Origin of the sequence: Paraburkholderia lycopersici, assembly GCF_900096975.1 — a bacterium.
Lineage (GTDB): Bacteria > Pseudomonadota > Gammaproteobacteria > Burkholderiales > Burkholderiaceae > Paraburkholderia > Paraburkholderia lycopersici.
Window position 1 is genome coordinate 95392 of the sequence record NZ_FMYQ01000011.1, and the last position, 20188, is coordinate 115579.

Here is a 20188-nt window from a genome sequence, read left to right on the forward strand (position 1 = left end):
GGCCGTATCGTGCGCGCGCGGCTGCGGCTGGGCCGTCCGTCAGACGTAGTCCCTGTACTTGTCGAGCAGGCGCACGGGCCTGGAGAGCGCGTCGCGGCGGAACGGATCGCCGAGCTCGCGCGTGCACATGATCTCGACGATGGTCGTCTTGCCGTGGTTCATCTGCAGGTCGATCGCGCGCTTGAGCGCCGGGCCCACGTCCTCCAGCCTGTCGACGACGATGCCTTCGGCGCCCATCGCCTTCGCGATGCCGGCAAAGCTCGGGCTTTCCAGCTCGCCCGCCACGAAGCGGCGATCGTAGAAGTCCACCTGGTTCTTCTTCTCCGCGCCCCACTGGCGGTTGTGGAACACGACCGCCGTCACCGGAATGTTGTGGCGCACGCAGGTGAGCGTCTCCATGAGGCTCATGCCCCAGGCGCCGTCGCCCGCATACGAGACCGCCGGGCGGTGGGGCGCCGCGACCTTCGCGCCGATGATGGTCGGAAATGCGTAGCCGCAGTTGCCCCAGCTCATCGCGGCGAACAGGCTGCGCGGCTTGTTGAATCGCAGGTAGCTGTTCGCGACGGAGTTGATGTTGCCGATGTCGGTCGACACCATCACGTCCTCGGGCATGGCCTTTTCGAGTTCGCGCAGCACCTGGCGCGGATGCAGGTACTCGCCGCCGCCCGGCGTGCGCTCGCGCTTCTGCTCTTCGATCATGTCGAGGCTGTAGGCGTCGCGCTCGTGCGTCCACGCGTCGAGCTCCTTTTCCCATCCGGCCTTTTCGGTGGCGATCTGGTCGGCGCGCTCGGCGCGTGTGGCATCGCATGCCAGCGTGCGGTTCGCGAGGCGCTCCGTCAGCGCTTTCGCGCTCGCCTTCGCGTCCCCGCAGATGCCCACCGAGATTTTCTTCACGAGGCCGAGCATCTTGTGGTCGGCGTCGATCTGGATGATCTTCGCGTCTTTTGGCCAGTAGTCCATACCATGTTGCGGCAGCGTGCCGAACGGACCGAGGCGCGAGCCCAGCGCGATCACGACGTCCGCGCGCGAGATCAGCTTCATCGCGGCTTTCGAGCCCTGGTAGCCGAGCGGGCCGCACCACAGCGGGTGGTTCGCCGGAAACGAGTCGTTGTGCAGGTAGCTGTTCACGACGGGGGCGCCAAGGCGTTCGGCGAGCGCCTTGCACTCATCGACGGCGTCGCCCATCACGACGCCGCCGCCGGAGAGGATGACCGGGAACTTCGCGCCGGCGATCAGTTCCGCCGCTTCGTTCAGGCTCTCGTCGCCGCCGGGGCCGCGGTCGAGGCGGTGCGGCTGCGGAATCTCGACCTTGATCTTGCCGTAGAAGTAATCGCGCGGAATGTTCAACTGGGTCGGTCCCATTTCGGACATCGCACGGTCGAAGCAGCGCGCGGTGAACTCGGCCATGCGCGCCGGGTTCGTCACGTGGCCCTGGTACTTGGTGAATTCCTGGAACATCGGCAACTGGTTGGCTTCCTGGAAGCCGCCGAGCCCGATGCCCATCGTGCCCGCTTCGGGCGTGACGATCACGACCGGGCTATGGGCCCAGTAGGCGGCCGCGATGGCCGTCACGCAGTTGCTGATGCCCGGGCCGTTCTGGCCGATCACGACGCCGTGGCGGCCGGACACGCGGGAATAGCCGTCCGCCATGTGTGCCGCGCCCTGTTCGTGGACCACGGGAATGAGGCGAATGCCGGCGGGCGCGAAGATGTCCATAGCGTCCATGAACGCGGAGCCCATGATGCCGAACATGTCGGTCACGCCGTTGGCCGCGAGGGTTTCGACGAAGGCTTCGGACGGGGTCATGTCCTGCGGACCGCTGGACGTTGCTCGCTGGGTTGGGGTCTTTTCGCTCATCAACTGTCTCCGGGTTATCGTTTGACGGAATGCCGTGTCTCGAATGCTATTCGGCGCCCCATGCGGGTCAAGGAATTCCGTCCTTGATGGGGGAATCTGAAATGGAATGGAACGTTTCGTTTCAAAACGAACAGCGCGCGGATGCGTAGTTTCAGGCGGGCTGCTTCGGGCGCTCCTTGCGGAACGCTCGCTTCACGGCGATCAGGCCGTCGCGGAACTCGAACAGATCGCAGCCTTCGGCTTCGATGCGCCAGCCATCGGCATGCGTGCCGGTGAACACCCATTCGGACACGCCGCGGTCGCCCGCGACGTAGTGGCGCCCCTCGCCCCAGTGAGCGTCGGCGAAGGTGCGAAAGACGGCTTCGAATGCGGCGCGCACCGCCTCGCGTCCGACGTGGCGGGCGCCGTAGATCTCGGGGCCGCCTGCCGCGTCGAACACGCAGTCTTCGGTCATGAACGCCATCAGCGCATTGGCGTCGTGGCGGTTGAAGGCATCGGAAAAGGCGGCGAGCGTATCGGCCGTGACGGCGGGTGGGGCGCTGAGCGTGTCTGCCATACGTGTCTCCATGGGAAAAACCCGGGCCGTGCGGCGCGCGCAAGTCGCGCGCGGCGCGGTATGTCGACACGTTAGGGGGGGGCCGTCGAGGGCGGTAGCACCAGTGCGGAGCTTTCGCCTGGGCCAGCGCCCAACTGGCCGTGCGGCGACGCGCCCGCCAGGGCGGCCTGGCGGGCCCGGGAAGGCTAGGAGGGCTGCTGCTGTCGAACGACCTGCGCGAGCGCGCGCACGCCGGGCTCGATCTTTTCGAGCTTGATTGCGGAAAAGCCCATGCGGAACCAGCGGCCGTGTCCGGCCTCGTCGGCAAAGAACACGCCGCCGGGCTCGATCAGAATGCCGGCCTCGCGCGCGTCATCGGCGAGGCGCGCGGAATCGAGCCACGGCGGGCCTTCCACCCAGCACGACGCGCCGCCCCCCACAGGCACGTAACGCACCTCCGGCAGATGGGCGTCGAGCGCCGCCATCAGGGCTTGCGCCCGCTCCTTGTAGGCATGCGCGAGCCTGCGCAGGAGCGCATCGTGATGACCGAGCGCGAGGAACGTCGCGAACGCGCGCTGGACGTAGGCGACCGGATGCCGGACCATGAGCCGGCGCAGCGCGCGCAATTCGCGCACGAGCTCTTGCGGCCCGACGACGTAACCGAGACGCAGCCCGGGCGCAAAGGTCTTCGACAGACTGCCGACGTAGATCACGCGATCTGCCGTGTCGAGGCTCTTCAAGGCGGGATGCGGCGTGCCGGAGAACGTGTTCTCGCTCTCGTAGTCGTCTTCGATGATGACGAAGTCGTGCCGCTGCGCCAGTTCGAGCAGCGCGCGGCGGCGCGAGATCGGCATGGTGGCCGTGGTCGGGCATTGGTGGCTCGGCGTGACGAACACGTAATCGCAGCGCGCAAGGGAGTCGCGAAGCCGTACCGGATCGATACCTTCGCCGTCGATCGGCAGTTCGAGCAGTTGCGCATTGCGGTTCACGAAGATGTTGCGTGCGTCGGGATAGCCCGGATTCTCGATGCCGACCGTCGTGTGTTTTCCGCAGAGCAGATCGGCGACCAGATACAGCGCCTGCTGGCACCCGTTCGTGACGATGATCTCCTCGGGCATCGCGAACACGCCGCGGCGCGGCAGCACGCGCGTGCGGATCTGCTGGATCAGCGATTCGTCGTCGCGCTCGATCAGATCGGGTGCCCAGTTGCGGATCTCCATGATCGAGAGCGCCTTCATGCAGCACTCGCGCCAGTCGTTGGTGGGAAAGAGCGATTGATCGAACTGCCCGTAGATAAAAGGAAATGCGTAGTTCTGCCAATTGGCGGGTTTGACGATGTTGCGCTGCGCCGAGGGCGGACGCACGATGCGCTTTTTCCACATGGGGGGCGCCGGCATTTCGCCGCCGCGGGCCCCGGCAACGTCGGGCTGCCGCGCCGTCACGCCGTGCAGGCCCTCGAGCATGGCGGAGTTGACGAAGTGGCCGCTGCGCTCGCGCGACACCAGATAGCCTTCCTCGACGAGCATTTGATAGGCGAGCACGACGGTATTGCGGGCGACGCCGAGCTGGTCGGCGAGTTCCCGGCTCGATGGCAGGGCGGCGTCAGGGAGCAACTGCCCGTCGAGGATCGCCGCGACCAGCATTTCGCGAATCTTGTGCTGCAGGCTTGTCTTCGACTCCGGTGACCGTCGGAACTGCTGGACCCATAGGGCAGCCGGGGTGCGGGTCGGCATGCTTGCTCCTGCGACAGATGAGGTTGATGAGGGAAATTTCCAGGATCGGATCGGTTGCCGGCCATTCTATAAAGACAATATTCAGGTTGGGCCGCCCGAGTCGACCAGGTAAATTTCGGAGCGACTTTCCCCGCGGGATGCGCGCCCGGCTTTCGCGGCCGCAGACACGGACCGGCGTCACACCTTTGCTGCGGCGCAGCGCGAGCCGGTGTGCGCCAGCGTGCGCGTCACCCAGGCACGCCGATCTCGCGTCTGTCGGGCTGGCCCCATCAGATCTCCTCGCCTGGTACTACCCGTTGCTTTATTGATTGAGAATGCTTGATCAAACGGGCGAGATCGCAAGCGCGACAAGCGAGAAGCCGGAGCCGGTCCTCGTCACCGCGGACCGGACTTCATATCGGAAGCAGTTCCCTGGCGTGCTCACTGAATTTTCAACTCGAGGAGACGGCGGTGCGAGCCCTACCCAGACCATTCAAGACGATCAAGCGTCCTGTCGAGTCGCCGAAAGAGCCGGACGTCAAAATCCGCCGCGCCCGCGCGGGGTGGAGTTCGTACTGGTTGACCACCGCCGTGCTGGTGATCGCGGTCGTACTGTGGCAGGCGGTATCGATGGCGGGGATCTTCCCTGCGTTCGCGCTGCCCTCGCCGGTGGCGGTGTGGCAGGCCTTCGTCGAAATCGCGCACAACGGCTACGGAGGACAGGCGCTGGCCGGCGACATCCTCATCAGCTGCTTTCGCATCGTCATCGGTTTCGTGGGGGCGATCGCGATCGGCGTTCCGGTAGGACTGCTGATGTCACGAAACAAGGTCGTGTTCGACATCGTCGACCCCTTCCTCCAGTTCATCCGTCCGGTTCCGCCGCTCGCCTACATTCCGCTTCTGGTGGTGTGGTTCGGCATTGGCGAATTGCCCAAAGCCATCCTGATTCTCGTCGGCACCATTCCGGTCATCATCATCGGCACCATGTCGGGCGTGAAAAGCACGCCGGCGTTGCGCATCTCCGTTGCGCGCACACTCGGCGCGAGCAACGCGCAAATTTTCCGCAGGGTGGTGCTGCCTTCGGCCATGCCGGAGATATTCACGGCGATGCGCGTGGGGATCGGCGTCGCGTGGACCTGTCTGGTCGCGGCCGAACTGATCGCTGCGAGCAGCGGCCTCGGCTGGCTCGTGCAGTTCGCAGGACAGGCCCTGCAGGTCGCCATCGTGATCGTCGGCATCGTAATCATCGGGCTGATCGGATATGCAATGGAACTGGTGATACGCAAGATCGAGAACTGGGTCGTTCCCTGGCGCGAACACAACTGATCGGGTTATCCGAGGAGACGAAAATGAAAAAGACGCAATGGGTCCATGCCGCGGCGGCTGCGTTGCTTGCCACAGGCTCTCTGCTGCCGGGAGCGGGGCACGCGCAGAGCAAGCCCGAGGTCATCATCGGCTACGAAGACAACGGCGCCGATCCGTACATGGTGTCGATGGCCGAGCACATGTTCGAACAGCAGATGAACGCCGACGTGCAGTACAAGCTCTTCAGTTCGGGCCCGGCGGCGATGAGCGCGTTGGCTTCGAACAGTCTTACGTTCATGTGCGGCATCGGCATTCCACCGCTTGTCACCGCCATCGCGCAGGGTTTGCCGATGACCATCGTGTACAACCAGGAGCGCTACACGGATGCGGCCGGCATCGTGGTCAAGCCCGACAGCGGAATCCATGACGTCGCGGCACTGCAAGGCAAGAAGATCGCGATCGTGGCCGGCTCGCAGGCCTCCTTCGAGCTCGCGACCTTTCTCGCGGCCGCGCACGTGCCGTATTCGTCGGTGACCCAGATCAACATGGCCCCGCCGCAGATGCGCACATCCTGGGTAACCGGCGCGATCGACGCGGCTATCGTCTGGGATCCGGTATTCAGCGCGCTGCGCGCGAGCGGCGGCAAGGCGATCAAGACCGACGGGGACCTGCCGCGAGAGGCATCGAGCTACAACGTGTGCATTGCCAACGCGGACTGGGCGAAGGCGCATCCCGATCTGGTACGCGGTTTCGTCGCCGCCCTCGACCAGGGCTATCAGTTGACGTTGAAGCAGCGGGACAAGGCGCTGGCCGACATGGCTCGCCAAACGGGCGTCACCGTGCCCGTCGCCCAAAGCGAACTCGCCGGCTACGAGCTTTTCTCCGGCGCGGACCAGACCACGCCGAAAGTCATGGGCATGGACGCGGGCGCGAAAACCTCCGCGACCTACCTGACGTTGGTGAATACTGCGAAGGTGCTCAATACGATAGGCCGCATTCCGTCGGTGCCGGCGAGTTTCGAATCCAACGTCGCGCCGCAGTATTCCAGATCCTTTGCCCATTGACCGGCTGACCGCCGCGCAGGAGACGAACTTGAATATCGTCATCGATTCCCTGTACAAGACATTCGGCGCCACCGCCGCGCTGGAAAATATCAATCTGCAGTTCCAGGGCAGCGAATTCGTCACCGTGCTCGGCGCCTCCGGCTGCGGCAAGACGACCTTGCTGCACCTGCTGGCCGGCCTGACGTCGCCCACGCGGGGCAACATCTACATCGACGGCGAAATCAGGAATCAGCCCGGGGCCGACCGTGTCGTCGTATTCCAGCAGGCCGGGTTGTTTCCGTGGCTCAGCGTGGAAGAAAACATCGAGTTCGGGCTGTCGCTGCACGCGGTTCCCAAGGCGGAGCGGCGGCGCGCATCGGCCGAAATCCTGCGCATCATCGATCTCGAGGCTTTCGCCCGGCACAAGCCCTATGAACTGTCGGGCGGCATGCAGCAGCGCGTGGCGATTGCCCGCGCGCTCGTCATGAAGCCGAAGGTATTGCTGATGGACGAGCCGTTCGGCGCACTGGATGCGCAGACTCGCAGCGCGATGCAAACGTTCTTGACGGCGCTGTGGGAACAGCTCCAGTGCACGATCGTGTTCATCACGCACGACATCGACGAAGCGATCTTTCTCGGCACGCGCCTCGTCGTGCTTTCGGCACGGCCGGGACGGGTCGCACTCGACGTACCGATCGAACTGCAGCGGCCCCGCACGCCGGAAGTCGCGTTCGAACCGCACTTTCTGGAATTGAAGAAGTGCGCAATGGGCATACTCGCGCATTGACCGGAGTGCGAAGAAAGCGCGATTCGAGCGTTCGGCAACGAGATGTGCGCGCGGGTTCACCCCCTGTTTGCTCACCAGGCCAGTTGTCCAGCGTAGATAGAAGCCGCGGGCAACCGGTGGCGAAGCGCTTGCCCGGCGCAAGATTTCCGCACGTCGAAATTCGGATTGACCGGTGCAGAATGCTGCCGGCCAGCCGCGACTCAAAAGCCTCCTGTTTCCAGAAGGCTTTTATCCGTGCAGCTACAGTGGATTGCCCCGCTGGACGGCACGCGGGCTAGTGCCCATGCGCCTGCCGCAATCCGACATCCTTTTCGAGTCGCCGATCAAGGGGCTCGACGTGGAACCCCGCCGAAACCACAAAAAGGACGCCAGCGAAGGGCCAGACGTAGGTTGCCAGGGACAGGCAAAGCCAGCATGCATCCTGTGTCGGGTACGCGTGGAGCGCCCAGAAAAAGCAGGCAGCTGGCAACATCAGCAGGCACAGAGCCGACCGTTTCAGAAAAACGGCGAACCTTGCATTCTTGAGCGTCTCAGCTTGCATGCCGGTCTCCATAGGGAATGGCACTGGCGTATAGAGTCTCACGGCTGCTGCTCCACGAAACTTGGTAAAAACCCCCGACGCATGCCCGGCGCGCGTCCATGTGGCGAGCAGCGTAGCAACAAGGACATCGAGACTGGCATATTGCCGGTTTGCCGCCCGCAGACACGGAAGCCGTAGAAAAATCCGGCTAGTTCAGCGCGCGCATTGGACCATGATCGGGATTCCTTTGTTTATCGGGGAGCGTCTGTCGAGACCGTTCTAGCCTGGCAGGCGAACCGGGAGGCGAGTGTGGCGACACTATCGGAGCCTGCATCCATCGGATTAAACAGGGCGTGCGCGTTTTTTTCGATGCTTGATTAGCACGACGGAATGTTTGTTGTCATCTTTACGTGCGCCCCTCGACACATGGCGCGTTCGCGCATTCGTCGGGCGTTATCGGTCATTTTTTCGTGCTAGCATTTTCGCTCGGCGTCACGCTTGCACACCCTCCGCGCCTGCGGACGACGCTCGTCCAGAACGGAGTCATCGATGGTCCAGACACACGTTAGCGGCTCCGCATCCCCAAGCCAGGTATCGATCGACGACATCGTGCATGTGCTGTCGCATCGCGCTACCGCAACCACGCGCGGACGCGAATGGACCGGCGTGACCGTCGACATGTATGCTGCGCTACCGGACGTGTCGGAGCGTTATCCAGCGCTCGACCATCATCTGATCTGTTTCTGCCCTTACGGCAGCGCCCGGCTCGTCCAGGGGCGCGATGGAAAGATTCATGAAAGCCTCGTTTCGGCCGGCGTTTCGATGCTCATGCCCGCCGGTCACGATTCGCTCTGGGAAGGGGATGCCTCGGCGACGGCGCGCCTGCGTATTCCCACCGCGCTCGTCGAATCGGCAGCCGAACAGATCGGGGCGCGCAGCTCGTCGCAGGTCGAAATCCGCAATGTGTTCGAAACGCGTGATACGGTCATTGCGTACATCGCGCGTATCCTCATGGCCGAACTCGAACGTCAGCCGCATCCCGCGCAGTTGTTGATTGTCGATCAGGTATCGAATGCGCTCGCGGCGCATCTGCTCCGCAATTTCAACGCGTTCGAGCCGGTCGTGTCGCGGGAATTGACGGCACTGAGCCAGGTCGAACTGGCCCGCGTGACCGAATATGTCGAGGCGAATCTGGACCGCCCGATCGGACTCGCGGAACTCGCCCGCATCGTGAACGTGAGCCGCTTTCATTTCACCCGTCTGTTCAAGCGCTGCACAGGCATGACGGCAATCAGCTTCGTCGAGCAATGCCGGATTCGCCGGGCACAGTCGCTGATTCTGGAGACCGACTGGCCGCTTTCGCAGATCGCACTGGCGGCAGGATTCGCGGATCAAAGTCATTTCACGAGGCGCTTTCACCGTCACGTGGGTTGCACGCCCGCCGCTTTTGCTCGCGAGCATGGCCGGCGTCGCGCGATGAAAGTCGCGCACGCCTGACCATGAAATGCTTTACCTCTTATTCGTCGTGTTCGCGATTCGCGATCCCGGCGAGCCTCAGATCGGATTGCGAATTGCCCGCCGGTAGAACCATTGGCTGATCGGGCGATCGATCGACAGCGGCCCGGGGCCCAGCGCCATGATTCCGACGGCGAGCGAGGCCCAATAGAGATGAAAATTGGCCCAGCCGTCGGGAAACACCAACTGGATCGTGCCGGTCATGAGCAGCAGCGCCAGTGCGGCGAAGCGCGTCGCCAGTCCGAGAATGAGCAGAACGGGAAGCGCGATTTCCGCTGTGGCGACGATCAATGCAACGGTGTCCGGCGCGGGGAAGCCATACGCGGCGCCGAACACATGGAGCTTGAACTGATTCTCGAAGAGAAACAGCGTGGCGGGCGAAATGCTCAGGAATCCGTCCCAACGGGTGTGGCCGGAACGCAGGAACGGCAGAGCCAGGGCGACGCGCAGCAGCGGAGGCGCGACAAGCCCGGCAATGCTCTGGATCTGCTGGAGGATTGCGCGAATCAGGAACTCGAACGGGCGCCTGGCCCGGGGCAGGGACTGGCTCATGCATACCTCGTCATGGCATCGGGGCTGTTTCTTCGCTTGCGCTCCAGCCGACGATCGCATCGATAGCCGATAGATCGCACAAGGCGCGGGCGAGGTCGAAACCGGGTTCTTCGTCGATGGCGCGCGCGGTCGCGTCGATGACCGACGCACCGGCCTGGAGGCCGAGCATCCAGGCCGCGGCGCCGGCGCTGACCGCGCGGACCTCGACTTCGGCGGCGGGGCGCATGATGAGGGCATGTTCGCCGCCGCGCCCGATGTCGACCGCGGCGGGCATACCGCCGTCGATGTTCATCGACCATATCTCGACAATCGGCCAGGCGGACCGCACGATGCGCAGCGAAGGATGCAGCGTGAAACGGACCAGCAGAAGACGCGCGGGATCGATCGGGCCCAACCGGGCCGGATCGAACGGAGTGGCTTCGGCGGCGTGATAGGCCTCGCCCCATGCGCGCTCCAGTCGGGCGACATCGGGCAGATAAGGCACGCTCAGCGCTGGCTCGAACGTCGCGACAAAGTCGGGGAATGTCGCGCCGTATGCCAGCATGACCGGCGTCGAGGGCGGCTCGAAGACCACGTACGCGCGGGCCATCGCCGTGAAGAATTCGTCGCCGACGAGGCGGCATACGACGGGGAACGCGGCCCTCAGCGACTCGATCAGTCCCACGACGACGTTGTTCCGGTAAACGCCGAAGCGCTTCGTGCCGGGCAACGCATCGGGACCGACCAGGCCATCGGGGACCGGCAGCGCGGGGTCCAGCAGCGCCGCGGCGAAAATTCTTTGACGTTCGGACAGGGACGGCGTGTCCTGCGCCGCGCAGCGGCCTGCGTTTCGCGCTTGTCCGAAGCGCGGTCGGTTTGACGATCCCGCTGGCGTGGGCGCCGGTAGCTGGCGTCGCATGATGCTCAGTGCCGGAGAGGGCGCTGGACGACGTTCGTCCAGAACCGGCGCAGGCTGTCGACACCGCTCGCGGTAGAACTCCAGAGCGTCGCGTCGCTCACGCACAGCGTGCCCGCGAACGCGTCTTCGCGCGACTGCAGCAGCGCGTCGAACGTCGCGCGCTCGCGCGTGAACGGATGCGGCGGCGCGTCGAGATCGATCCGCTGCCGCGCGAGCACGTCGAGTCGCGCCGCCGCTTCGCCGTGGCGATCGAGTTGCGGCAGATGCGCGTGCAGATTGAAGTGAGGGACGTTCTCCAGCAGCTTCAGCCGGTCGAGCGCCGTTTCGGCTTCGATGGGCGCGGGCGCGCCGTTCTCCGCGCAAGCCGGCCGGAGTCCGAAGCGATTTTCCACGGGTACGCCGAGGCCCGCGAGTAACGAGCGCGCGAAGCCGCCGAAGCCTTGCCGGGGTGGAAGCGTCTTGTCGCCGTGATGTTCGAATTCCTCGATCTGGCGCTGCAAGGCTTCGTCGCCGCTCAGATCGCCGACTTCGCCGATGTCGTGATGCGGACAAACGAAGGCCAGATGGTCCGTGTTCGCGAGGAATGCGCGGACCGCTTCGATCTCGTTGTCCGTCGCCTTCTGGGCCGTGCGACAGGAGTCGAAGCTGATGACGATCAGCGTGTCGATGCCGTCGAGCGCACGCGTATCGAGCGGTTTCGGCGTTCCGTCGTCGGCGACGCGCTCGACCTCGATCACGCGCTGGCCCGTCAACGCGGACGCCAGATCGACAAAGGCCGTGAAGTTGTGCTTCATGATGTGGTCGAGGAAACCCGCGATGCCCTGGTCGAACGCATGCGGGTCCGCGAACTCGTGGAAGCGGGGGAAGCCCATTCTGCGGCTCTCGAAGAGCGCCGGAAACCGGTCTTCGATCACGTGCAGCGGCGCACCGGACTCGCCCGGCCGGCTCCACGCGTAATAAACCAGCACTTGTCGCGCAATCATGATATCCGTGCCTCTCGTCTGTGCTGTCGGGTCATTGCGGCATGGCCGCGGCGTGCGGCCCGTGGGGCACGCGTTCGACGCTCGCGGCCTGCGCGGCGGTCTGCATGATGCGGTCGGCACGCGCGGCTTCGGCGGCGAGCGCCGGCCAGTCTGGGACGTTGGCGTCCCATTCGATCAAGACGGGAACCGGGCCCGTTTTGCGGACGACATGTGCGAAGAGATTCCAGACAATATCGTCGACGTGGCGGTCGTGCGTGTCGATCAGCAGCGGGCGGCCCTGCTCGTCGGCTTCACGCGCGTGGCCGGCCAGATGAATCTCCTGTACGGCATCGAGCGGGTATGCGGCCAGCCAGGCAAGCGGGTCCCATTGCTGGTTCGTCGACGCGACGTAGACGTTGTTGACGTCGAGCAGGAGGCCGCATCCGGTCCGCTGCACGACGGCGGCGATGAAGTCTGTCTCCGAAAACGTGCTCTCCTTGAAGGCGACGTACGTCGAAGGGTTTTCGAGCAGGATTTGCCGGCCAAGCAACGTCTGCACCTGGTCGATGTGGGCGGCGACCCGAACGAGGCTGTGCCTTGTATACGGCAACGGCAGCAGGTCGTTGAGAAAGCCGCAGTCGTGGCTGGACCACGCGAGATGTTCCGAGAACAGGGCTGGGGAGTAGCGCGCCATGAGCGTTTTGAGCCGTCGAATATGGTCCAGATCGAGCGGACGGTCCGCGCCAATGGACAGGCCGACGCCATGAACCGACAGTCCGTACGACTCGCGCAGGGCGGACAGATAGCGGTGCGGCGGGCCACCCGCGCCCATGTAGTTTTCAGCATGAACCTCGAAGAAGCCGATATCGGGCTGCGTTTCGAGTATCGTTCGGCAGTGTCCGGCCTTGAGGCCGACCCCGGCACGCGAGGGCAGGCGAGTCTGGGCAGGAAAGGACGATGACGACGCGGACATGAGCAACCTCGGTCTCGATCGTGGCGGGCCGGGGTGCCGGGGACGGGGGCCCGGCCCGGATGGGAGCCTAGACCTTCGGTGAAAGGCTTCCTGCGCCCTTCGGTGTGGAAATGCTCGTGCAGGTGCCCTTCGGCACGAGCCTGAACGAGTTGCCCTGGTAGTCCACGGTGCTCGTGCCGGCGCACGTCGTGCCCGCGCCCGCGTAGCAATCGTTTTGTCCCTTCAGTGCCGTGCCGAAGCACGGTTCGACCTTGCCCGACTTGACGAGCGCGGTGTGCTCGGCCTGAATCTTCTTCTGCGCTTCGGTGAATTCCTGGGCGCTCGCAGGCGTCGACGCAACAGCGGCGAGCGCAGTTGCGAGCGCACCTGCAACCAGGGGGGTCATCTTGTGGTCGGCCATACACTTCTCCGGGTTGAGAGAGCCGCGATCTTCGGGAGACCGCGATTGAAACGATCGCCCTGACGCGAGCGAGGATAGATGCGTTTCGGCCTGCATCGGTGTGCACGCGATGACTCGTCATCGCGCAACAAGAATACGGAATCGGCGGGGGCCGGAATTGCACGGTCTTGCGCGATCTGGTACGCGATTGCGATGTGCGTTCGAGCTGGCCATGATGGATTCGGATTTGCCTCGCGGAGCCTGCCCCGAAAGAAGCGAGACGCCCAAGCCGGTTTCAGCGCGAGCGCGAAACGAGGAAAAGCACGACTGCGGCGGCGCTCATGGTCCAGTAGTCGGTGGGCGCGAACCAGATCCAGTGGATATGCCATGGCACATACGCCGGCGTAAAACGCGCGAGACCGTAAGCCGGATTGAGCACAAACCAGAGAAAATCCTCGGTCAGCCAGAACAGGATGATGCAGGCGACGATGCGCGCCTCGGTGCGCCACGACCATTGCCAGTTGAAGAGCGGCGGCAGGTGGAAAAATAGCGCCATGAAGGGGAAGACCCAGGCGTGATAGCCGGTCATCGGGCGACCGCCCCAGAAGATATCGAGCAGCCAGTGCTTTTCGATTCGCCATGTCGGCAGATTGGCCGCCCAGCCCGCGTTGCCCTCGATCTGGATTTCGACGTTGGCGAAAAAGAAGCCGAGCAGCAGGACCCACGCAATCAGCGCTGCCAGGCGCAGGTCCGGGTTGACGCTCGCGCGGCTCACGCGGACGTCCCGGTGCCGGCATCGATGGCGCCTGCACCGCCCGTCGGGCGGCCGGAAAGCGAGTCGAGCACGCGGTCCAGCACGAGGCGGCCCGCCATTGGCCGCCCGAGCGGGGCGATGCGCCGGCGCATGCCGGCCAGGCGAGCCGGCTCGTCCAGCAGCATGTGTATCCGGTAGCGCAGCGCGTCGACATCGACGGCCTTGAGCGCCACGCCCTGTTCGAGCAGGTAGTCGGCGTTGCGCTCCTCCTGCCCCGGTATCGGCGACGTGACGATCATGGGCAATTGCATTGCGAGGCACTCGGACGTAGTGAGGCCACCCGGCTTGGTGATGGCGAGATCCGCGCATGCCATCAGACGTTCGACCCGATGCGTAAAGCCTTGTGGGAACAGGCGCCCGGGATGCTGTGCCGCCAGCGCGCGGAGCGCCGCGAGCATCGCCTCGTTGCGGCCGGCCAGGACGACGAGCTGGAAACCGGCATTCATCTCCAGCAGCCGCGCCGCCAGCGTTTCGAGACCTGCGAGGCCGGCGCCGCCCGACATCATCAGGAACGTCAACCGTTTCGCATCGAGGCCGAAGTCCGCGGCACACGACACGCGATCGAGTGGCTGGCCGAACGCGGGCATGACCGGGATGCCGCTCACGGTCACCGACGAGGCGGGCACGCCGCGCATGCCCATCCGCCAAGCGATTTCGTCGCTGGCGGCGAAGTAGCCGCTCATGCCGGGCACGATCCACATGCTGTGGAGATCGAAGTCGGTGACCTGCACCCAGACGGGGGTCCGAACGCGACCATGGCGAATTTCGCGCGACAAAAGCTCCGCAGGCAGAAAGTGCGTGCAGATAATGGCATCCGGCTGATGCCGCGCAATTTCGGCCAGCAGCGCCCGGCAGTTTAGCCGCTCGACGGCTCGCCGGACTTTTTGCGGCAGCGAGGCCGGATCGGCCTCGTCGGTCTTGCGGTAGAGGTACCCCCACAACGCGGGCTGGCTGGTCACGACCTCGATATAAAGATCCGCATAGAGCTTGCGGAAGGTGGCCGGCACGTAATCCATGACGTCGAGATGCGAAGCCTCGATGCCGGCGGGATGCGTCTGCGCGAAGGCAAGCAGCGCCTCGGCGGCTCGGGTATGACCGGCGCCTGCGCTGACGCTCAGGAGCAGGATTTTCGTTTCTCGCCTGACCATGTCGTCGTGCCGGTTCAGTCGGCCTTGCGTTGTGCGGTGCATCGTGCCGTCGCTGCGTGAGCGTCGGGCCCGGATCCAACCCCCAAGCTTACGCGCGAGTAAAAGCGTCCGCATGGAGAACGAGCATTGGCCAATCATTCCTGGCACCGGGATCTCCAGGAATCTATAGGACTGCTCGCCGGTCTTCGTGGGGGCGGGCGGCTTCGCCGCGGCCATGCGGGTTGCCCGATCGCAGGCAGGTCTGCACATCACCAGGATGGGCGTATTTGCACTGCAATGTCGCATTGCCGGCACCGTGATGGTGAGTTTTAAGCGGAAGCTCAAGAAATTAATCAGCCGACCGATAGCATGTTCAGGAGTCTTTCCCGTCTTCGCGCCCAAGGTCAAACCCGACGTTCCCGCAAGGAAAGAAGTGAATCGTCTGGGGCATGGCGCCCGGTGCGCAAGCTTCGCGCTCGAACAGCAATACATATGAAACGCAACCTGTTTTTCCGGTTACTCGCGCGTCTTCGCGTCGGCCGCAAGCTGCTGCTGATCTATTTGCTGGATTTGAGCGCAGTGCTGTATATCAGCGGCATCCTGATCCACGAGAAGTACATCGCGATCGACTTCTCCGACAAGGAGCTGGTCGGCAACGCCTATGTCGCGGCCGTGCATGACGCGCTCATCGACTTTGCGCTCGCGGGGGCCGGGCGGCCGCGCACGGCGGCGCAATTGCACCGCACGGCGAACGGGCTCGCCGACGCGGAGAGCCGCTATGGCGCCAACATGCAAAGCGCCGAACTCAATGCGCGCGTGCTGCGTGCGCTCGCGGCCACGGCGGCGCCCCATGCCGGCGACGCGACGGTGGACGGCGGTCTGGAGGCGACGCGCGCGCTGGTGACGCGGGTCGGCAACCAGTCGAACCTGATTCTGGACCCGGACCTCGACAGCTACTACTCGATGTCGCTGTCGATCCTGCGTTATCCGGAACTGCTCGGCGACGTCAACCGGATCGGCCGCCACCTGCACGACGCCGGTTCGAATCGCCGCTCCGTGCCGATGAGCCATGACGAGATGCGGACCCGCTACCTCGTGCTCGAAGGGCAGCTCGATGCCGTATTGCAGGGTTTGCGTTCCGACTATGCGGAGGCTGCGGCGGCGAACGGCACGTTGAACGGCTCGATGGGTCCCGCGATCGGGCATATGCTCGCCGCCGTCGATGCATATCGCCACGTGGCCGGCACCGCGGTGGACGCCGGCGTGGATGCCGGTACGCTTGCCGTGCTCGACGCCGCGCAGCAGCGCGTGGTCATGAGCGTGAGCGACGCATGGAGCGTGACCGGCAATCAGCTCGAAGGACTGCTGCACGAGCGCGTGCGCGGGCTTTTCGAACGGATGTGGCTGCACCTCGGCACCGCGCTGTTTCTGCTGTGCGCGATCCTGAGCATGGTGTACTTCGTCGCGCAGCAGATTTCGCGGCCGCTGCGCCAGCTCGCGCGGGTGATGGACACGGTGCGCCGCACGGGGGACCACTCGCTGCGCGCGAGCTGGCACAGCCAGGACGAGATCGGCCAGCTCGTGCGCGGCTTCAACGACATGCTCGCGCAACTCGACCGCGAGCGCGACGTGCAGAAGGAACTCGCCGCGACCGCCCGCGCCTCGGCCGCGCAGTATGCGCTCGTGGAGGCGACGCCGGTGCCGATGGTCGTCACGGCGATCCCGGGTCACGAGGTGCTGCACGCGAACGAGCCCGCGCTTTACTGGCTCAATGGCTGCACGGTCGACCCGTGGGGCTTCGGGCTCGACTCGGAGGTGCGCGCGCGTTTCTTCCAGCAGCTCTCCGACCGCGATGCCGTCGACGAGTTCGAGGTTCACTGGAAGGCCGCCAGCGAGCCCACCTGGGCCATGTTGTCGGCGCGACGCCTCGACTTCCAGGGGCGCGACGCGGTGCTGACCGCGTTCACGCCGATCAACCAGATCAAGCTGATGGAGCAGCGCCTCGAATTGTGGGGCAAGGTGTTCGAGGCGTCGTCCGAAGCGATCCTGATCCTCGACGCGCAACGACGGCTCGTGACCGCCAACGCGTCGTTTTATCGTGCAACGGGATACCGCGCCGACGACGTGGCGGGGCGCGAACCCGCGTTCCTCTTCGGCGCGCAGGAGCACGACGACATCCTTCCGGCCGTCATGGATTCCGTCAATCGCCTGAGCACGTGGCACGGCGAGGCGCACGTGCGGCGCCGCGCGGGCAGCGACTATCCTGCGTGGCTGATGGTGAGCGCCGTGCGCGACCGCCGTGCGAACCTGTCGCACTACATCTGCACGCTGATCGACATCACGGACCGCAAGAAGAGCGAGGCGCGCATCCAGTTCCTCGCGGAGCACGACGTGCTGACGGAATTGCCGAACCGCGAGCTGTTCGTGAAGCGTCTCGGCGTCGTGCTCGGCAACGCGCGCCGCGCGGGACAGCGCGTTGCGGTGCTGTTCATCGATCTTGACCGCTTCAAGGACATCAACGATTCGCTGGGCCATCACGTCGGCGACAACCTGCTGCGCTCGGTCTCGCGGCGCCTGCTGCAGGCCGTGCGCAGCAACGACACGGTAAGCCGTCTCGGCGGCGACGAGTTCACGGTGATCCTGAACGGCGTCAGCAACGCGGCCGACGTCATGCGCACGATCGAGGATCGTCTGCTGCCGCTCGTGCGTCAGCCGCACGAGGTCGGCGGTGTGACGCTGCAGGTCTCGTGCAGTGTCGGCGTGGCGCTCTTTCCCGACGATGGTTCGGATATCGAAACGCTGATGCAGAATGCCGATGCGGCGATGTACCAGGCAAAGGAAGCGGGGCGCAATCTCGTCAGGTTCTTTGCGCCCGACATGGCCGAGCGCACGCGCTACCGGTTGACGCTCGAAGCGTGCCTTCGCGCCGCGATCGAGAAGCATGAATTCCGGCTCGAATACCAGCCATGCGTCGATGCGCACACGGGCGAACTCGTTTCCGTCGAAGGGCTGCTGCGCTGGAACAGCCCGCAGATCGGGACGGTGTCGCCCGCGCAGTTCATTCCGGTTGCCGAAGATACGGGGCTCATCATTCCGATCGGGGCGTGGGTGATCGACGAAGCCTGCCGGCAGATCGCCGCGTGGGACGCGCAGGGGCTGCCGCTACGTCGCGTTTCGATCAACCTGTCGGCGATCCAGTTGCGCGATCCCGACCTGATCGGCACGCTCACGGACAGTCTCGCGCTCCATCGCGTCGAGGCCGGGCGACTCGAACTCGAAATCACCGAAACCGTGCTGATGGACAGTGCGGAGAATCACCTCGCGACGATAAGCGCAATCCGCGCGCTGGGGGTCAAGCTGTCGCTCGACGATTTCGGCACCGGCTATTCGAGCCTCAGCTATCTGAACCGCTTTCCGCTCGACCGGCTCAAGATCGATCGCGCGTTCGTACTCGACATGCTCGATGCCCCGGCGGACCTCGCCATCATTCGGGCGATCATCGATCTCGGTCGCGAACTGGGCCTGCGCGTGGTCGCCGAGGGGGTCGAGAGCGAACACCAGGCTCGCATTCTGCGCACGATCGGCTGCGACGAATTGCAGGGTTTTCTGTTTTCGAAGGCGCTGTCGCCCACCGATCTCTGGTTGTGGACCAATGCGCGCAAGGTAGCGTAGACGGTGGCTAGCCTGGAGCGGGACGTCTCGCGTGGTCGCCGGCGAATTTCAGCCAGATGATTGTCTTTCTGCGATCTGGCCCGCGTTATCGGGCCTCATGCGCCTTGCGCATTGCTGATGCGCAGAGACACTTCTTGCTTTCGACCTCTCCCGCCGCCCCGAACCTCGGCGCGGCGCTCCCGGGCCACCGGTAAATCAAGACGATTCCTCGTCGGGCGGTTGGCCGGCTTCGCTTGATCGATATCAGTCGTTGGATCTTGCGTCGTCGCCCTGCGGCGGTACCGTGACGCCTGCCTCGGCTGCCGCGGTCGTTTTGCGCTGGCCCGCACGCAGTTCGATGTGCGCGAGCCATACGCCGGGCAGCATGGGTAGCCAGAAGGTGAGGCCGCGCAACAGAAGCGTTGCCGCGAGTGCCGCTTCGATCGGTGCGCCGAGCAGCCGCAGCATGCCTACCGAAGCCGCTTCGAACGTGCCGAGCCCGACCGGCACCGGCCCGATGGTCGCCACCATCGAGGCGACCGCGAAGCTTGCGAATGCCACCCAGAACGGCGTGCGTGCGCCCACAGCGCCCAGCGCGAGCCACAGCGTGCCCGCATCGAGAAGAAAGATCGCGAGTTGCGGGGCGACCGTGCGCACGAGCAGGCGGCGGTTGAGCAAGAGCTCGGGCTGGATGTCGCTGAACGATTCGATCAGGCGTGACAGATGCAGCCATTTGCCGAGCAAGGCGACATGCGGGTCGTGGTTCCACTTGTGCAGCGCGATGAGCAAGGCGGGGACGAGCAGGAGCGCCAGCAGGAAAACGGCGATGCCGACGAAAAGCGCGGTGCCTGCGGCATGGTGCAGCCAGAGCAGCGCGGCGCTTCCGAACACGACGATCAGGAAGGCGATGTCGCGCGAAACCAGGCTGGTCAGCAATGCGGTCAGGGCGACCGGGCGCGGGACGCCGTGGCGCAGCAGCCCGCGAATCGCCATGAGGCTTCCGCCGAGGCCGGCGCTCGGCAGCGCCTGGTCGGTAAACACCTTGACGATGCCAAGACGCACGAGCACGCGCATCGGCAATGCGTAGCCGGAATCCCGCAGCGGCTGGCGCCAGACGAGCGCTGCGCTCACATAGGTTGCGGCCTGGGCAGCCAGCGCGATCAGCAGCCACCCCGGACGCGCCGCGCGCGCGAGCGCCAGGCTGCGTTCGAGCGAACTGGCGCGTACGACGACGAGCACAAGCACGAGCAGGCAGAGGAGGCCGACTGCCCAGGCCGCCTGCCCGCGCCTGCGCGCGTCTCCCGTTAGCGCACGCCGGAAGGCGCGCGCAGCACGTTGCGCGATGGGCGAGGCGGCTTGCGGCAAGGGCGGCTCGCCATCGTGCTGTCCGCGAGGGGTAGAGGGACCGGCATTCATCGAAACCCGTCTCAGGAAAGGAGCGGCGACGCAATGCAAGTCGATTGCGCGTCGGCAGGGAGATTTTCGGCGCGCGCCTGATGTCGGGCTTGATGCATGTCAATCTGTCAGACGCTGTTCGTCATCGCGGTGGCGGACATCG

General features: G+C 65.0%; 17 protein-coding genes. 5 read left to right on the forward strand and 12 right to left on the reverse strand.

The genetic code is table 11. The features are described from left to right. Positions 1-39: 39 nt before the first annotated feature. The 3 genes from xsc to pdxR all read right to left on the reverse strand — a co-directional run bounded on the left by xsc (position 40) and on the right by pdxR (position 4125). On the reverse strand, positions 40-1857 hold the full coding sequence (gene xsc / locus BLU17_RS14155) for a sulfoacetaldehyde acetyltransferase (protein ID WP_091997441.1): 1818 nt from the start codon (positions 1855-1857) through the stop codon (positions 40-42). A 151-nt stretch (positions 1858-2008) separates the two neighbouring features. Continuing rightward, complete coding sequence (locus BLU17_RS14160; protein ID WP_091997442.1) at positions 2009-2413, reverse strand: nuclear transport factor 2 family protein; 405 nt, start codon at positions 2411-2413, stop codon at positions 2009-2011. Positions 2414-2598: 185 nt separating this feature from the next. Beyond that, the gene (gene pdxR / locus BLU17_RS14165) at positions 2599-4125 is read right to left on the reverse strand and encodes a MocR-like pyridoxine biosynthesis transcription factor PdxR (RefSeq protein WP_091997443.1); all 1527 of its coding nucleotides are present in this window, start codon (positions 4123-4125) and stop codon (positions 2599-2601) included. A 318-nt stretch (positions 4126-4443) separates the two neighbouring features. Here pdxR and BLU17_RS14170 point away from each other — a divergent pair, with 318 nt between their 5' ends. Genes BLU17_RS14170 through BLU17_RS14180 form a run of 3 tightly spaced genes read left to right on the forward strand, consistent with a single transcriptional unit; the run spans position 4444 to position 7239 of the window. Next, on the forward strand, positions 4444-5430 hold the full coding sequence (locus BLU17_RS14170) for an ABC transporter permease (RefSeq protein WP_245746857.1): 987 nt from the start codon (positions 4444-4446) through the stop codon (positions 5428-5430). Between the two features lie 23 nt (positions 5431-5453). Continuing rightward, complete coding sequence (locus BLU17_RS14175) at positions 5454-6473, forward strand: taurine ABC transporter substrate-binding protein (protein WP_091997445.1); 1020 nt, start codon at positions 5454-5456, stop codon at positions 6471-6473. A 28-nt stretch (positions 6474-6501) separates the two neighbouring features. Next, on the forward strand, positions 6502-7239 hold the full coding sequence (locus tag BLU17_RS14180; protein WP_091997628.1) for an ABC transporter ATP-binding protein: 738 nt from the start codon (positions 6502-6504) through the stop codon (positions 7237-7239). Positions 7240-7513: 274 nt separating this feature from the next. Here the strand turns inward: BLU17_RS14180 and BLU17_RS14185 are convergent, their stop codons facing one another. Further along, on the reverse strand, positions 7514-7780 hold the full coding sequence (locus BLU17_RS14185) for a hypothetical protein (protein ID WP_091997446.1): 267 nt from the start codon (positions 7778-7780) through the stop codon (positions 7514-7516). 528 nt (positions 7781-8308) lie between these two features. On the opposite strand from BLU17_RS14185, the gene BLU17_RS14190 reads away from it, so the two are divergent. Beyond that, positions 8309-9256 (forward strand): helix-turn-helix domain-containing protein, encoded by a 948-nt coding sequence (locus BLU17_RS14190; RefSeq protein ID WP_091997447.1) that lies wholly within the window; start codon positions 8309-8311, stop codon positions 9254-9256. Between the two features lie 57 nt (positions 9257-9313). On the opposite strand, the gene BLU17_RS14195 is transcribed toward BLU17_RS14190, so the two are convergent. The 7 genes from BLU17_RS14195 to BLU17_RS14225 form a co-directional block, all read right to left on the reverse strand. Further along, positions 9314-9826, reverse strand: a complete 513-nt coding sequence (locus BLU17_RS14195) for a DoxX family protein (protein ID WP_091997449.1) — start codon at positions 9824-9826, stop codon at positions 9314-9316. 10 nt (positions 9827-9836) lie between these two features. After that, positions 9837-10829 (reverse strand): HvfC/BufC N-terminal domain-containing protein, encoded by a 993-nt coding sequence (locus tag BLU17_RS14200; protein WP_245746858.1) that lies wholly within the window; start codon positions 10827-10829, stop codon positions 9837-9839. Beyond that, the gene (locus tag BLU17_RS14205) at positions 10730-11707 is read right to left on the reverse strand and encodes a hypothetical protein (RefSeq protein WP_091997453.1); all 978 of its coding nucleotides are present in this window, start codon (positions 11705-11707) and stop codon (positions 10730-10732) included. The genes BLU17_RS14200 and BLU17_RS14205 overlap by 100 nt, the downstream gene beginning before the upstream one ends. Before the next feature lie 31 nt (positions 11708-11738). Continuing rightward, complete coding sequence (gene bufB / locus BLU17_RS14210; RefSeq protein WP_091997455.1) at positions 11739-12659, reverse strand: MNIO family bufferin maturase; 921 nt, start codon at positions 12657-12659, stop codon at positions 11739-11741. A 67-nt stretch (positions 12660-12726) separates the two neighbouring features. Then, positions 12727-13059, reverse strand: coding sequence for a BufA1 family periplasmic bufferin-type metallophore (locus BLU17_RS14215; RefSeq protein WP_091997457.1), 333 nt, complete (start codon positions 13057-13059; stop codon positions 12727-12729). Between the two features lie 274 nt (positions 13060-13333). Further along, the gene (locus BLU17_RS14220; protein WP_091997458.1) at positions 13334-13813 is read right to left on the reverse strand and encodes a hypothetical protein; all 480 of its coding nucleotides are present in this window, start codon (positions 13811-13813) and stop codon (positions 13334-13336) included. Next, positions 13810-15000, reverse strand: coding sequence for an MGDG synthase family glycosyltransferase (locus tag BLU17_RS14225; protein ID WP_091997630.1), 1191 nt, complete (start codon positions 14998-15000; stop codon positions 13810-13812). The genes BLU17_RS14220 and BLU17_RS14225 overlap by 4 nt, the downstream gene beginning before the upstream one ends. A 471-nt stretch (positions 15001-15471) precedes the next feature. Here BLU17_RS14225 and BLU17_RS14230 point away from each other — a divergent pair, with 471 nt between their 5' ends. Continuing rightward, entirely contained in the window at positions 15472-18651 is a 3180-nt protein-coding gene (locus tag BLU17_RS14230) for a bifunctional diguanylate cyclase/phosphodiesterase (protein ID WP_091997459.1), read from the forward strand. 243 nt (positions 18652-18894) lie between these two features. On the opposite strand, the gene BLU17_RS14235 is transcribed toward BLU17_RS14230, so the two are convergent. Next, complete coding sequence (locus BLU17_RS14235; RefSeq protein ID WP_091997460.1) at positions 18895-20046, reverse strand: lysylphosphatidylglycerol synthase transmembrane domain-containing protein; 1152 nt, start codon at positions 20044-20046, stop codon at positions 18895-18897. Between the last annotated feature and the right edge of the window lie 142 nt (positions 20047-20188).

What these genes read in the sequence shown, in the direction of transcription:
- xsc (WP_091997441.1), bottom strand. Translation starts at nt 1,857, where the DNA reads ATGAGCGAAAAGACCCCAACCCAGCGAGCAACGTCCAGCGGTCCGCAG.
- BLU17_RS14160 (WP_091997442.1), bottom strand. Translation starts at nt 2,413, where the DNA reads ATGGCAGACACGCTCAGCGCCCCACCCGCCGTCACGGCCGATACGCTC.
- pdxR (WP_091997443.1), bottom strand. Translation starts at nt 4,125, where the DNA reads ATGCCGACCCGCACCCCGGCTGCCCTATGGGTCCAGCAGTTCCGACGG.
- BLU17_RS14175 (WP_091997445.1), top strand. Translation starts at nt 5,454, where the DNA reads ATGAAAAAGACGCAATGGGTCCATGCCGCGGCGGCTGCGTTGCTTGCC.
- BLU17_RS14185 (WP_091997446.1), bottom strand. Translation starts at nt 7,780, where the DNA reads ATGCAAGCTGAGACGCTCAAGAATGCAAGGTTCGCCGTTTTTCTGAAA.
- BLU17_RS14190 (WP_091997447.1), top strand. Translation starts at nt 8,309, where the DNA reads ATGGTCCAGACACACGTTAGCGGCTCCGCATCCCCAAGCCAGGTATCG.
- BLU17_RS14195 (WP_091997449.1), bottom strand. Translation starts at nt 9,826, where the DNA reads ATGAGCCAGTCCCTGCCCCGGGCCAGGCGCCCGTTCGAGTTCCTGATT.
- BLU17_RS14205 (WP_091997453.1), bottom strand. Translation starts at nt 11,707, where the DNA reads ATGATTGCGCGACAAGTGCTGGTTTATTACGCGTGGAGCCGGCCGGGC.
- bufB (WP_091997455.1), bottom strand. Translation starts at nt 12,659, where the DNA reads ATGTCCGCGTCGTCATCGTCCTTTCCTGCCCAGACTCGCCTGCCCTCG.
- BLU17_RS14215 (WP_091997457.1), bottom strand. Translation starts at nt 13,059, where the DNA reads ATGGCCGACCACAAGATGACCCCCCTGGTTGCAGGTGCGCTCGCAACT.
- BLU17_RS14225 (WP_091997630.1), bottom strand. Translation starts at nt 15,000, where the DNA reads ATGGTCAGGCGAGAAACGAAAATCCTGCTCCTGAGCGTCAGCGCAGGC.
- BLU17_RS14230 (WP_091997459.1), top strand. Translation starts at nt 15,472, where the DNA reads ATGAAACGCAACCTGTTTTTCCGGTTACTCGCGCGTCTTCGCGTCGGC.
- BLU17_RS14235 (WP_091997460.1), bottom strand. Translation starts at nt 20,046, where the DNA reads ATGAATGCCGGTCCCTCTACCCCTCGCGGACAGCACGATGGCGAGCCG.